Source organism: Agromyces protaetiae (genome assembly GCF_004135405.1).
In the GTDB taxonomy this organism is placed as follows: Bacteria; Actinomycetota; Actinomycetes; order Actinomycetales; family Microbacteriaceae; genus Agromyces; species Agromyces protaetiae.
In genome coordinates this window covers 3,147,165-3,160,412 of the sequence record NZ_CP035491.1, presented here as the reverse complement: position 1 = coordinate 3,160,412, position 13,248 = coordinate 3,147,165, and the positions used below count along the sequence as shown (strand labels likewise).

Genomic DNA, 13,248 nt, shown 5'->3' with positions numbered 1-13,248 from the left:
AGGTAGAGTCCGTGCTCATGTCGCCCGTTTTCGCCACCGCCCTCGACCGTGCCGCAGCCTGGGCGGCGATCACCGACGTCGCCGTCGCCGTGGCCGTCGGCGGTGCCGCGCTCGCGCTCGTCGCGTGCGCGTTCGCATGGATCGTCCGCTTCGTGCGCAACCGTCCGCGGCGGGCGGCGGTCGCGGCCACTGCGGGCGGGCCGGCCGCGGCCCCCGTCGTGCCCGCCGGACTGTCGCTCGCCGAAGCGGCCGTCGTCCTCGACCGCACCGAGCGCGCGGTCGCGGCGATCGTGCTCGGCGAAGCCGTCGCGGGGCGCGTGCGGCTCGTCCTCACCGACGTCGGCGACTCCGAGCTCGAGCGCGTCGCGGACGCCCAGCCGACCGACCCCGACGCGCGCCGCGTGCTCGACGTGCTCCTTCCCCCGAGCATCGGGCGGCGATCGTTCCACACCGTCGACGACGGGGTGCGGGAGGGGTTCGTCGCCCTCATGCTCACGGTCGAGCGGCGCCTCGTCGACCGCGGACTCCGCGCCGAGAAGGGAGCCCGGCCGTCGCGGGTGGCGTGGTACGCGGGCCTCGTCGGGTTCGCCGCGACGCTCGTCGCGGCCTCGCTCACGGACGGCGACGCGGGCGCCCTGCCGAGCATGATCCCGATGATCGTCGTGGCGTTCGCGGCGGTGGTCGGCATCTCGCTCTCCAACCGCGGGGTCGTGCGACTCTCGGGCCGCGGGCTCGCGTTCCGTGCCGAACTCGACGGGGTCGAGGCATCCCTTCGCTCCGCCCTCGCTGGCGGCCGCGTCGACGCGGCGCTTCTGCCGTGGGCGGTCCTGTGCAAGCTCGAAGAGGAGTGGGGGAACGCGATCGCCGCGGAATGGGCTGCCCGGGGCGGGGTCCCGCCGTGGTGGGCGGTCGAGTTCGCCGACGAGCCCCGCACGCTCGGCACGGCCGTGCACGACGCCGCCGAGATCGCGGCCGTCAACTGGTCGGGCGTGCCCGTCGAGAGCAGCCGAGCCCGTACCCGCGGCTCGGGCGTCTCGGCGTCGTTCAGCCTCCGCTGACGTCGCGACCGCGGCCGACTCCTGCGGCGACGCGTGTCGCTCGGGTAGCGCGCGCCCGGGTCACTCGAGCGGTTCGGCCGCTCTCGCGCGATCGTCGCTCAGGTCGACGCGCCGTTCGGCGTCGATGCCGGGCAGGTCGTCGACGAGCGAATCGTCGATCGGCCGTGCGTCGTCGTCCTCGGGGACGTCGAGTTCGTCGAACTCCGTGTCTTGCACGACCGTGAAGTCGTCTTCCGGCGCGACGTCTCCGCCCGCCCCTGCGAGATCGTCCATTCACCCATCGTACGGCGGCGCGCCACCGGACGCACGGGGTTGCGTTCGCGCTCCGAGGCCTGATGCCCGCTAGAATGGGAGGGCGCCCGACGAATCCGTTCTCGGCCCGACGGCGCGGGCTCCGCCCGCGTCCTGCTCGGCTGGCCCGATCCAGCAGCCCGGATTCGCGCATCGCACGACGCGTCGCCACCCGCGCGGCCCGTGCGGTCACGATCCCGATCGGCGACTCGGACGCGATCGGATGCACCCCGACGAACGGGAGAGGACCTTTGGCCCAGACCAGGCAGCGGCAGCGCACGCGCTCGCGCGACGACGACGCGCCCATCATCCCGATCCTCGCGCGCAAGGTGCGCGAGGTCGAGCAGAAGGCGCAGAAGAACAAGCTCGGGCCGACCAACCGCACCAAGTTCCAGGTCATCGCGCTCCTCATGCGCGAAGAGCGCGCGCGGGTGAAGAACGCCGCCGACATCGAGCCGGCCGCCCGTGCCGAGCTCCTCAAGCGCCTCGACGGGATCGCTCAGATCCTCGCGAAGACGGCGGCGCGCGACACGAGCCTCATCGCACTCCTCGAGCCCGACGCATCCGTCGGCCAGGTCGCGCAGCGCTTCCGCCGCGACTGGCTCATCGAGTCGGGCGCCGAACTGAGCCCCGACGAGCTCATCATCACGCGCGAGCCCGAACCCGTCGCGGCGCCCGCCGAGAACCAGGTCGTGCCGCGGTCGGTGCGCTCGTTCCAGCTCGCGAACCCGTTCCTCGCTCCCGACTTCAAGGCGGCGCAGCCGGTCGTCCCCGTCCGGCGTCTCGCGAACTGGGAGCTCCTCGGGCCGCTCTTCAAATCGTTCGAGCAGGGCTCCGGCGGCCAGGCGGCGACGATGGAGCTGCCCGAGGCGCCGAAGCTCGACCGGCTGTCGCCGCGCGGCCTCGAGCTCATGAACCACCAGGCGCGCTTCATCGAGTCGGCGCGCGAGGGCCACCGCACGTTCCTCCTCGCCGACGAGCCGGGTCTCGGCAAGACGGCGCAGTCGGTGCTCGCGGCATCCGTGGCGAACGCCTACCCGCTCCTCGCGGTCGTGCCGAACGTCGTGAAGATGAACTGGGCGCGCGAGGTCGAGCGGTGGACGCCGCATCGTCGCGCGACGGTCATCCACGGCGACGGCGACTCGCTCGACGCGTTCGCCGACGTCGTCGTCGTGAACTACGACGTCCTCGACCGGCACATGTCGTGGCTCGCGACGATGGGCTTCCGCGGCATGGTCGTCGACGAGGCGCACTTCATCAAGAACCTGCAGTCGCAGCGGTCGAAGAATGTGCTCGCGCTCGCCGACCGCATCCGCAAGACGGCACCGGGCGGCGACCCGCTGCTCCTCGCCCTGACCGGCACGCCGCTCATCAACGACGTCGACGACTTCCGCGCCATCTGGCAGTTCCTCGGCTGGATCGACGGCGACAAGCCCGCGCCCGAGCTGCTCCGCAAGCTCGAGGAGACGGGGCTCACGCCCGCCGATCACGGCTTCTACGCCGAGGCGCGCCGGTCGGTCATCGACCTCGGCATCGTGCGTCGTCGCAAGGTGGATGTCGCGGCCGACCTTCCGGCCAAGCGCATCGCCGACCTCCCCGTCGAGCTCGACGACGAGCTCGGCCGTTCGATCCGGGCCGCGGAGCGCGAGCTCGGGCACCGGCTCGCGACGCGCTTCCGCGCGCTCGTCGAGAACCGGGGGCTCCGGGTCGGCGACCTCGACGAAGACCTGCGAGACCAGTTCATCCGGGCGGTCGCGCATGCCGAGCTCGAGGAGTCGAAGTCGGCGAAGTCGGGCGAGAACGTCTTCACGATGGTCCGCAAGATCGGTCAGGCCAAGGCGGGCCTCGCAGCCGACTACGCGGCCCAGCTCGCCCGCTCGACGGGCAAGGTCGTGTTCTTCGCGAAGCACATCGACGTCATGGACCAAGCGGAGGCCGCATTCGCATCGCGCGAGCTCAAGACGGTGTCGATCCGCGGCGACCAGACAGCGCTCGCCCGGCAGGCCGCGATCGACGCGTTCAACAACGACCCCGAGGTCGCCGTCGTCGTCGCGTCGCTCACCGCGGCGGGCGTCGGCGTCAACCTGCAGGCCGCGTCGAACGTCGTGCTCGCCGAGCTCAGCTGGACGAGCGCCGAGCAGACGCAGGCGATCGACCGCGTGCACCGCATCGGCCAAGACGAACCGGTCACGGCGTGGCGCATCATCGCCGCGCACACGGTCGACGCGCGCATCGCCGAGCTCATCGACCAGAAGCAGGGCCTCGCGGCACGCGCGCTCGACGGCAGCGACGTCGAGCCCGGCTCGGCCGACTCGGTGCAGCTCGACGCACTGCAGCACCTCCTGCGCCAAGCGCTCGACGGCGCGCTCTGACGGGTTCTGAGCGGGTTCCGCGGGGCGCGCCGTCCGGTCGGATGGCACGCTCCGCGGTCACGCTAGAGTGAGCGAGTCGGATCGCTCCGCCGATGCAGCGGTCCGGCACATCACGTCAGCCCAGTGTTTGGAGTCTCGCAGACATGAAGATCGGCCTTCTCACCAGCGGCGGCGACTGCCCCGGTCTGAATGCAGTCATCCGCGGCGCCGTCCTCGAGGGCATCATCGAGCACGGCGACGAGTTCGTCGGGTTCCGCGACGGCTGGCGCGGCGTCGTCGAACGCGACTACTTCCCGATCACGCGCCACGATGTGCGCGGCCTCTCGAAGACGGGCGGCACGATCCTCGGCTCGAGCCGCACGAACCCGTTCGAGGGCGAGTTCGGCGGGCCCGACAACATCCAGTGGCTCATGGACCGCGAGGGCATCGACGTCATCGTCGCGATCGGCGGCGAGGGCACGCTCACGGCCGCGCGGCGACTCTACGACGAGGGCGGCATCAAGGTCCTCGGCGTGCCGAAGACGATCGACAACGACCTCGCGGCGACCGACTACTCGTTCGGCTTCGACACGGCCGTGCAGATCGCGACCGAGGCGATCGACCGCCTCCGCACCACCGCCGACTCGCACGGGCGCTGCATGGTGCTCGAGGTCATGGGCCGCCACGTCGGCTGGATCGCGCTGCACTCGGGCATGGCGGGCGGCGCGCACGCCATCCTCATCCCCGAGCAGCCGCAGTCGATCGACCAGATCGTCGAGTGGGTGCTGCAGGTCCGCGAGCGCGGGCGGGCGCCGCTCGTCGTCGTCGCCGAGGGCTTCACGCTCCCCGAGATGACCGAGGCGCACTCGACGAAGGGCCTCGACGCGTTCAACCGTCCGCGTCTCGGCGGCATCGCCGACGTGCTCGCGCCGCTCATCGAGGAGCGCACGGGCATCGAGTCGCGCGCGACCGTGCTCGGGCACATCCAGCGCGGCGGCGAGCCGACCGCATACGACCGCGTGCTCGCGACGCGTCTCGGCATGGCGGTCGTGAAGGCGGCGCACCGCGAGGAGTGGGGCCAGATGGTGACGCTGCGCGGTACCGACATCAAGACGGTCTCGATCCATGAAGCGACGGGCAGCCTCAACACGGTGCCGCAGGAGCGCTACGACGAGGCGAAGGTCCTGTTCGGCTGAGCGGGTTCGCTCGGCTCGAGGGCGACGGATGACCCTTCCGCAGGTGTCGGTGTGCTACCTGCTCCGCGAACGGGGCGGGCGAACGGAGGTGCTGCTGGGCCGTAAGCTGCGCGGGTTCGGCGAGGGCTACGTCGTCGGCCCGGGCGGCAAGCTCGAGCCGGGGGAGTCGACCGCCGAGGCGGCGGCACGGGAGCTTCTCGAGGAGACCGGGTTCCGCGTCGAGACATCCGCCCTCGAGTACCGCGGCCGCGTGACCTACCTGTTCCCGCACCGGGATGCCTGGAGTCTCGAGTCGAACGTCTTCGTGAGCCGTCGGTTCGGGGGAGAGCAGGTCGCGAGCGACGAGCTCGCGCTCGAGTGGTTCGACGTCGACGAGGTGCCGTTCGCCGAGATGTGGGACGACGCGCGTCGCTGGCTCCCCGGCGTGCTCGCGGGCGGACGCGCATCCGGCACGTTCGTCTACGGCCGCGACCTCGCGACCGTGGTGGAGGCGCCCACCCCCGTCGCGTAAGATCGTGTGGGCCGTGCGCCGCTGAAGCCGTATCCCTCACCGCGTGAACACCCGGTGAATCCTTGTTCAACAAACGAGAAAGACGCCGGTGGATCTCACCCTCATCGTCGTGCTGGTCGTCGCACTGGCGCTCTTCTTCGACTTCACGAACGGCTTCCACGACACCGCCAACGCCATGGCGACGCCGATCGCGACGGGCGCGCTGCGACCGAAGGTCGCCGTCGGCATCGCGGCGTCGCTCAACCTCGTCGGCGCGTTCCTGTCGACCGAGGTCGCGAAGACGATCTCGGGCGGCATCATCCGCGAGGGCGACGGCGGCGTGCTCATCACGCCCGAGCTCATCTTCGCGGGCCTCATCGGCGCGATCGTCTGGAACATGCTCACGTGGCTCCTCGGCCTGCCGTCGTCGTCGAGCCATGCGCTCTTCGGCGGCCTCATCGGCGCGGCGCTCGTCGGGTTCGGCCTGCAGGCGATCGACTTCGGCGTCGTGCTGTCGAAGGTCATCCTCCCGGCACTGCTGGCACCCCTCACGGCGGGGCTCATCGCGTTCGCCGCGACGAGGCTCGCCTACGCCATCACCCGCCGCTACGACGGCAAGCCCGACGGCCGCGACGGGTTCCGCTTCGCGCAGATCTTCTCGTCGTCACTGGTCGCGCTCGCGCACGGCACGAACGACGCGCAGAAGACGATGGGCGTCATCACGCTCACCCTGATCGCCGTCGGCTTCCAGGAGGTCGGCACGGGGCCCGAGTTCTGGGTTGTGGTCGTGTGCGCGATCGCGATCGCGCTCGGCACCTACATGGGCGGCTGGCGCATCATCAAGACGCTCGGTACGGGCCTGACCGACGTGAAGCCCGCCCAGGGTTTCGCGGCCGAGACGTCGACGGCGGCGACGATCCTCGCCTCGAGCCACCTCGGGTTCGCCCTCTCGACGACGCAGGTCGCCTCGGGATCGGTCATCGGGTCGGGACTCGGCCGTCGCGGGTCGAAGGTGCGCTGGCGCACCGCCGGACGCATCGGACTCGGATGGCTCATGACGCTTCCCGCCGCGGCGGCGGTCGGCGCCCTCGCGGCCCTCGTCGCGCACCTCGGCGTCATCGGCATCATGATCGACGCGATCGCCGGCATCGGCGTCATCGTCGTGATCTTCGCGATCTCCCGTCGCAGCGAGGTCTCCCACAACAACGTCGTGAGCGAGGTCGCCGACTCCGGCCGCGCGGTGAAGATCAAGCGCAACCCCAAGCCGAAGAAGAAGGTCAAGGCGTGATCGACTGGCTCGCATTCGTCGTCGTCCTCGTCGCCGCGCTCGTCGGCGCCGCGGTCGTCGTGAGCACATACGCGCTCGGGCTGCGGCTGCTCACGGTATCGGGCCGCACCCCCATCGTGACCCCGGCCGAGTTCACCGACGCCATCACGATCGTCACGCCCGCGCAGATCAAGTCGGCCGAGAAGAGGGCCGCGAAGGCGGCGAAGAAGAACCCCCTCACCGTCGCGCAGAAGCGGCTCGCGTTCATCGGCGCGTGCGCGTGCTTCACGCTGTCGGGCCTCGCGGTGCTCTTCGGCATCTATCTCATCGTTCCCGCCCTGCACGGCGGCGCCTGAGCGTTCGATCCGGGGCGGCTCGAGACATCCGGATGTCTCGACGCGACGCGCCGGAACTCGCGCGCCGAAACGCATGCGCTCGCATGCCCGCGATCGCTACAGTCGTCGCATGACGACCTCCCCCGAGACCTCCGAAGCGCCGCCTGCGGGCGGCGCCCCACGTTCCGCCCTCGACCGATTCTTCGAGATCTCCGCCCGCGGCTCGACCGTCGGCACCGAGATCCGCGGCGGTCTCGTGACGTTCGTGACGATGGCGTACATCGTCATCCTGAACCCGATCATCCTGTCGAGCGGCGTCGACGTCGACGGCAACCAGTTGGGCTTCCTTCAGGTGTCGGCCGTCACGGGCCTCACAGCCGGTGTCATGACGATCCTGTTCGGTCTCGTCGCGCGTCTGCCGTTCGCGTTCGCCGCCGGCCTCGGCATCAACTCGTTCCTCGCGGTGTCGGTCGTCGGCCAGGTGACGTGGCCCGAGGCGATGGGGCTCGTCGTCATCAACGGCCTCATCATCGTGCTGCTCGCGGCGACGGGCCTGCGGCGCCTCATCTTCGACGCCGTGCCGATCCAGCTGAAGCTCGCGATCACGGTCGGCATCGGCCTCTTCATCGCGTTCATCGGGTTCGTCGACGCGGGCTTCGTGACCTCGACGGGCATCGGGTCACCGCCCGTCGGCCTCGGCGTCAACGGTTCGGTGGGTACGACGCCGACGCTCGTGTTCGTCTTCACCCTGCTCCTCACGGGCATCCTCGTCGCCCGCAAGGTCAAGGGCGGAATCCTCATCGGCCTGCTCTCGGGTACGGTCGTCGCGATCATCGTGGAGGCGATCTGGAACCTCGGCCCCCGCGTCGACGGCGATGCGGTCAACCCCAACGGGTGGGGGCTCACGGTGCCCGAGTTCTCGGGCAGCCCGGTGAGCCTCCCCGATCTCTCGCTCGTCGGGCAGGTGTCGTTCGGGTCGTTCGAGCGGATCGGCGCGCTCGCGGCGATCATGCTCGTCTTCACGCTCGTGTTCACGAACTTCTTCGACGCCATGGGCACCTTCACGGGCCTCTCGAAAGAGGCGGGACTCGCCGACGCGAAGGGCAACTTCCCGCGGCTGAAGTCGGCGCTCGTCGTCGAGGGCGTCGGCGCCGTCGCGGGCGGTCTCACGTCGGGGTCGTCCAACACGGTGTTCATCGAGTCGGGTTCGGGGATCGGCGAGGGTGCCCGCACGGGCCTCGCGAACGTCGTCACGGGCCTGCTGTTCCTCGCGTCGATGTTCTTCACGCCGCTCGTGTCGATCGTGCCGAGCGAGGTCGCCGCCGCAGCGCTCGTCATCGTCGGCGCGCTCATGATGAGCCAGATCACCTCGATCGACCTCACGGACTTCTCGGTGCTGCTGCCCGTGTTCCTCACGGTCACGATCATGCCGCTCACCTACTCGATCGCGAACGGCATCGGCGCGGGCTTCATCGCATGGGTGCTGCTGCGGTCGCTGTCGGGCAAGGCCCGCCAGATCAGCCCGCTCCTGTGGGTGGTCGCGGCCGGCTTCCTGATCTACTTCGCGCGCGGACCGATCGAGAGCCTGTTCGCGGGCTGAGCGGCAGGGCGCGGACGCGCACGGACGGCGGATGCCTCGGGGCCGACCCCGAGGCATCCGCCGTTCTGCTCCTCGCCGAGCGCGAGACGTGTCTTCAGTCGGTGCCGCGCGCCTTCGCGATGCCGTTCATGACGTGGTAAATCACGATCGCGGCGATCGTGCCGAGCGCGATGCCGTTGAACGTGACGCCGTCGCCGAACGTGAACGTGAAGTCGGCGATGCCGATGATGAGCGCCGTCGCCGCCGTGAACTGGTTCACGGGCTTGGAGAAGTCGACCTTGTTGTCGAGCCAGATCTTGACGCCGATGACGCCGATGAGACCGTAGAGGGCGGTCGTGACGCCGCCGAGCACGCCTGCGGGGATCGTGTTGATGAGGGCGCCGAACTTGGGGGAGAGGCCGAGCAGCACGGCGACGATGCCCGCGACCCAGTACGTCGCCGTCGAGTAGACGCGCGTCGCCGCCATGACACCGATGTTCTCGCCGTAGGTCGTCGTGCCCGATCCGCCGAAGAAGCCCGCGATCGTCGTCGCAATGCCGTCGGAGAGCAGCGCCCGTCCGGTCGAGCGGTTGACCGAGGCATCCGTCATCTGCGCGACGCCGCGGATGTGGCCGACGTTCTCGGCGACGAGCACGAGCACGATGGGGAGGAACGCGGGCAGGAGTCCCCACACGGCCGCGTCGGCGATCGGGTTCGCGGGCAGGTGGAAGGTCGGCAGCCCGATCCACGCGGCGCTCTCGAGCGCGCCGAACGAGACCTCGCCCTGGAGGACGGCAGCGACGTAGCCGATCGCGACGCCGAGGAGGATCGAGATGCGCCCGAGGATGCCTCGGAAGAGCACGGATGCCACGATGACGGCCGCGAGCGTGACGAGGGCCGTGATCGGGGCTGCTGTGAAGTTCGTCTTCGCGACGGGTGCGAGGTTGAAGCCGATGAGGGCGACGATCGCGCCCGCGACGACGGGCGGCATGAGGGCGTCGATCCAGCGGGTGCCCGTGATCTGCACGAGGAGGCCGACGAGCGCGAGCAGCACGCCGACGGCGACGATGCCGAACAGGGCGGCGCCCATCGGGTCTGCGGCCGCCTTCGACGCCGTCGCGGCCGTGATGGGCGCGATGAACGCGAACGACGAGCCGAGGTAGCTCGGCACCCGGTTCTTCGTGATGAGGAGGAAGAGCAGCGTGCCGATTCCCGAGAAGAAGATCGTCGTCTCGGGCGGGAAGCCCGTGAGGAGCGGCACGAGGAAGGTCGCGCCGAACATGGCGACGACGTGCTGGGCGCCGAGGCCGATCGTGCGGGGCCACGAGAGACGTTCGCCGGGGGCGACGACCTCGCCTGGTGCGACGGTCTTGCCGTCGCCGTGGACGGTCCAAAGGGGCATGCGAATCCAATCGAGGTCGGTGGCGGGGTCGGACGACCCTCGATCGTATCGGGGGGTTAGCCCCATACCCCGGTGCCCGGCCGGTTCGTAGCGTGGAAGCATCATCCATACGAAGGAGAACCTCATGTCCACCGCTTCCGCGCCCGCTCCGGTTCCCGGCCGCGAGGCCTACGCCTCGCCGGCGGCCGCCGAGTCGCGCGGCTTCAGCATCGCGAGCCTCGTGCTCGGGCTCGTCTCGATCTTCGCGGGCTACACGCTCGTCGTCCCGATCGTCGGCCTCGTCCTCGGCGCCCTCGCGCTCTCGCGAGAACCGGCGTCGCGCACGATGGCGATCTGGGGCATCGTGCTCAACGCCGTCATGCTCGCGGGCATCGCGATCGCCGCGGTCGCGTTCGTCGTGTTCGGGCTCGCCGCGCTGCCGTTCGTCTTCTTCTGGTGAGACGACGCGCAGCAGGGCACGCCGCGGGGCGGGGCTTCGGCCTCGCCCCCCTGTCGTGTGCGCGCGTGCGCATTGGACGTCGTGTCCACCGGGTTCGGAAGGCCGACGGGTAGGCTCGAAGGCACGTCGCGGAGACCCCGCGGCGACGAAGAGCAGTTCGCGCACACGAGGCGCGGGCCCTGAGGCAATGGAGCCGAATCGTGACGATCCCGACCGTCCATGCGCCGTTCGAACGACGACTGGAGACGTACGTGCACCACCCGCGACCCGACACCCCGACCCGCACCGAGACCGATTCGCTCGGCACGGTCGACGTTCCGGCAGACGCCTACTGGGGCATCCACACGATGCGGGCGCTCGAGAACTTCCCGATCTCCAAACGGCCGATCTCGGTCTATCCCGAACTCGTCGTCGCGCTCGCGCAGGTGAAGCAGGCCGCGGCGCGCGCGAACCGCGAGCTCGGCGCGATCACGGCGCAGAAGTCGGCGTGGATCGACGAGGCGTGCCAGCGCATCATCGACGGCGAGTTCCACGACGAGTTCGTCGTGGGGGTCATCCAGGGCGGGGCCGGCACCTCGACGAACATGAACGCGAACGAGGTCATCGCGAACGTCGCGCTCGAGATCGCGGGCCGGCCGAAGGGCGACTACGCCTTTCTCCACCCGATCGACGACGTCAACCGCAGCCAGTCGACGAACGACACCTACCCGACGGCGTTGAAGCTCGCGATGGCGGCGTCGCTCACGACGATGCTCACCGAGCTCGACCTGCTCCGCATCTCGTTCGGCAAGAAGGGCCGCGAGTTCAACGACGTGCTGAAGGTCGGGCGCACGCAGCTTCAAGATGCCGTGCCGATGACGCTCGGGCAGGAGTTCCACTCCTTCGCGACGACGCTCGGCGAAGACATCGCGCGCCTCCGCGAGACCATCAAGCTCCTCTCCGAGGTGAACCTCGGCGCGACGGCGATCGGCACGGGCATCACGGCCGACCCCGGCTACGCCGTCCTGGTCGTGCGGCACTTGAGCGACATCACGGGGCAGCGCCTCGAGACCGCGCCCGACCTCATCGAGGCGACGAGCGACACGGGCGTCTTCATGACGTTCTCGAGCGCGCTGAAGCGCAGCGCCATCAAGCTCTCGAAGATCTGCAACGACCTGCGGCTGCTGTCGTCGGGCCCGCAGGCGGGCCTCGGCGAGATCAACCTGCCTCCCAAGCAGGCCGGGTCGAGCATCATGCCCGGCAAGGTCAATCCCGTCATCCCCGAGGCGGTCAGCCAGGTCGCCTACGCCGTCGCGGGCGCCGATGTCACGGTCGTCATGGCGGCCGAGGCCGGCCAGCTCCAGCTCAACGCGTTCGAGCCCGTCATCGCGCACTCGCTCATGCAGTCGATCACGTGGATGCGCCAGGCGTGCTGGACGCTGCGGGTGAACTGCGTCGACGGCATCACGGCCAATGAGGACCGCCTCGCCCAGATGGTCGCCTCGAGCGTCGGCGTCATCACGGCGCTCATCCCGTTCATCGGCTACACCGAGGCGGCGACGCTTGCGAAGCTGGCGCTCAAGACCGGGCGGCCGGTCGCCGACCTCGTCGTCGAGACCGGCCTCATGACGCGCGAAGCGGTCGAGAAGCAGCTCTCGCCGTCGCGGCTGTCGGGCCTGCACCCCGTCACGCAGGCGATCCCGATCATCGACCTCAAGGCCGAGCCGAGCGAGTGAGCGCATCGAGCGGATGTCTCGCACGAGGCATCCGCTCGACGGTCGCCGGATGCCTCGACCGCGCGCGTGCGGTCAGATGACGCGGCAGTGCGTCGTGAGCGACCCGATGCCCTCGATCGTGACGGTGACGGTCGCGCCGTCTTCGAGGAAGACTTGCGGGCTGCGGGAATAGCCCGCGCCGCCGGGGCTGCCCGTCGAGATGAGGGTGCCCGCGGGGATCGTCGCCGACCGCGACAGGTACGACACGATCTCGGCGACGCCGCGCACCATCTCGTTCGTCGAAGCGTCTTGCAGGATGCGCCCGTCGAGGTTCGTCGTGAGCCACAGGTCTTGCGGGTCGGCGACCTCGTCGGCGGTGACGACGACGGGGCCGGTCGGCGTGAAGCCGTCGAACGACTTGCAGCGCGACCATTGGGCTTCGGAGAACTGGATGTCTCGTGCGGTGATGTCGTTGACGACGGTGTAGCCCCACACGGAGTCGAGCGCGTCGCGTACGTGCACGCCGCGCGCCGGACGGCCGATGATGACGCCGAGCTCGGCCTCGTAGTCGACCTGGGTCGAGAGGTCACCGGGCCAGGTCGTCGTCTGCCCGTGGCCCGTGAGCGAGTTCGGCCACAGCGAGAACACCGTCATCGCCGTCTCGCTGCGGAGCTTCAGCTCGCTCGCGTGAGCGGCGTAGTTCGCGCCGATCGCGAGCACCTGCGGCGGGCGGAGCACCGCCGAGGAGTGGCGGAGGTCGGCGACGGGTGTGAGGTCGCCGTCGGCCGAGACGACGACGTCGACGGCCGTTCGCACTTCGTCGAGCCCTCGCTCGCCGCGCTCGATGAGGTCTTGGAGGTCGCGCGGCGCGTGCTCCATGACCTCGTCGAGGAAGAGCGCCGAGTCGCCGATCACCGTCGCGAGTCGCGGGACGGTCTGGCCTTCGACTCTGAGGTGGGCGAACTTCACCCATCCAACCTATCCGCCGTGGGAGGTGCCGTGCCTGACGTCGCGTACAACGTGAGGTCACGATCTGTACACGGTTGCGACAGGCGGACTGCGGCCGCTCCGGAGCATCCGCCGCCCCTCAGCACGCCGAAGTCGCGCAAACGGTCGCCATTCCGTCGGGAAGGCGACCATTCACGG

12 protein-coding genes are annotated in these 13,248 nt (G+C 70.1%); 9 read left to right on the top strand and 3 right to left on the bottom strand.

Annotated elements, in window-relative coordinates; genetic code table 11:
• Nucleotides 1-17: 17 nt before the first annotated feature.
• The gene (locus ET445_RS14740; protein WP_129191940.1) at nucleotides 18-1,058 is read left to right on the top strand and encodes a DUF2207 domain-containing protein; all 1,041 of its coding nucleotides are present in this window, start codon (nucleotides 18-20) and stop codon (nucleotides 1,056-1,058) included.
• Nucleotides 1,059-1,118: 60 nt separating this feature from the next.
• Here the strand turns inward: ET445_RS14740 and ET445_RS14735 are convergent, their stop codons facing one another.
• Complete coding sequence (locus ET445_RS14735) at nucleotides 1,119-1,331, bottom strand: hypothetical protein (RefSeq protein ID WP_129191939.1); 213 nt, start codon at nucleotides 1,329-1,331, stop codon at nucleotides 1,119-1,121.
• A 269-nt stretch (nucleotides 1,332-1,600) separates the two neighbouring features.
• On the opposite strand from ET445_RS14735, the gene ET445_RS14730 reads away from it, so the two are divergent.
• From ET445_RS14730 to ET445_RS14705, 6 genes are all read left to right on the top strand, one after another.
• On the top strand, nucleotides 1,601-3,721 hold the full coding sequence (locus ET445_RS14730; protein ID WP_243695224.1) for a DEAD/DEAH box helicase: 2,121 nt from the start codon (nucleotides 1,601-1,603) through the stop codon (nucleotides 3,719-3,721).
• A 143-nt stretch (nucleotides 3,722-3,864) separates the two neighbouring features.
• Nucleotides 3,865-4,896: a 6-phosphofructokinase gene (locus tag ET445_RS14725; protein ID WP_129191938.1), complete on the top strand. Its 1,032-nt coding sequence runs from the start codon at nucleotides 3,865-3,867 to the stop codon at nucleotides 4,894-4,896.
• Nucleotides 4,897-4,924: 28 nt separating this feature from the next.
• On the top strand, nucleotides 4,925-5,407 hold the full coding sequence (locus ET445_RS14720) for an 8-oxo-dGTP diphosphatase (RefSeq protein ID WP_165314414.1): 483 nt from the start codon (nucleotides 4,925-4,927) through the stop codon (nucleotides 5,405-5,407).
• Nucleotides 5,408-5,495: 88 nt separating this feature from the next.
• On the top strand, nucleotides 5,496-6,674 hold the full coding sequence (locus ET445_RS14715; RefSeq protein ID WP_129191936.1) for an inorganic phosphate transporter: 1,179 nt from the start codon (nucleotides 5,496-5,498) through the stop codon (nucleotides 6,672-6,674).
• Nucleotides 6,671-7,009: a peptidase gene (locus tag ET445_RS14710; RefSeq protein ID WP_129191935.1), complete on the top strand. Its 339-nt coding sequence runs from the start codon at nucleotides 6,671-6,673 to the stop codon at nucleotides 7,007-7,009. Before ET445_RS14715 ends, ET445_RS14710 begins: the two co-directional genes overlap by 4 nt.
• A gap of 109 nt (nucleotides 7,010-7,118) precedes the next feature.
• Nucleotides 7,119-8,588 carry an NCS2 family permease gene (locus ET445_RS14705; protein WP_129191934.1) on the top strand — a complete coding sequence of 490 codons (1,470 nt, stop codon included), beginning with the start codon at nucleotides 7,119-7,121 and terminating at the stop codon, nucleotides 8,586-8,588.
• 94 nt (nucleotides 8,589-8,682) lie between these two features.
• On the opposite strand, the gene ET445_RS14700 is transcribed toward ET445_RS14705, so the two are convergent.
• Nucleotides 8,683-9,969, bottom strand: coding sequence for a uracil-xanthine permease family protein (locus tag ET445_RS14700; RefSeq protein WP_424922855.1), 1,287 nt, complete (start codon nucleotides 9,967-9,969; stop codon nucleotides 8,683-8,685).
• A gap of 124 nt (nucleotides 9,970-10,093) precedes the next feature.
• Here ET445_RS14700 and ET445_RS14695 point away from each other — a divergent pair, with 124 nt between their 5' ends.
• Nucleotides 10,094-10,408 carry a hypothetical protein gene (locus ET445_RS14695; protein WP_243695223.1) on the top strand — a complete coding sequence of 105 codons (315 nt, stop codon included), beginning with the start codon at nucleotides 10,094-10,096 and terminating at the stop codon, nucleotides 10,406-10,408.
• 251 nt (nucleotides 10,409-10,659) lie between these two features.
• Nucleotides 10,660-12,123 carry an aspartate ammonia-lyase gene (locus ET445_RS14690; protein ID WP_208008697.1) on the top strand — a complete coding sequence of 488 codons (1,464 nt, stop codon included), beginning with the start codon at nucleotides 10,660-10,662 and terminating at the stop codon, nucleotides 12,121-12,123.
• 72 nt (nucleotides 12,124-12,195) lie between these two features.
• Here ET445_RS14690 and ET445_RS14685 read toward each other — a convergent pair whose 3' ends face one another.
• Entirely contained in the window at nucleotides 12,196-13,071 is an 876-nt protein-coding gene (locus tag ET445_RS14685) for a fumarylacetoacetate hydrolase family protein (RefSeq protein WP_243695222.1), read from the bottom strand.
• Nucleotides 13,072-13,248 lie beyond the last annotated feature (177 nt).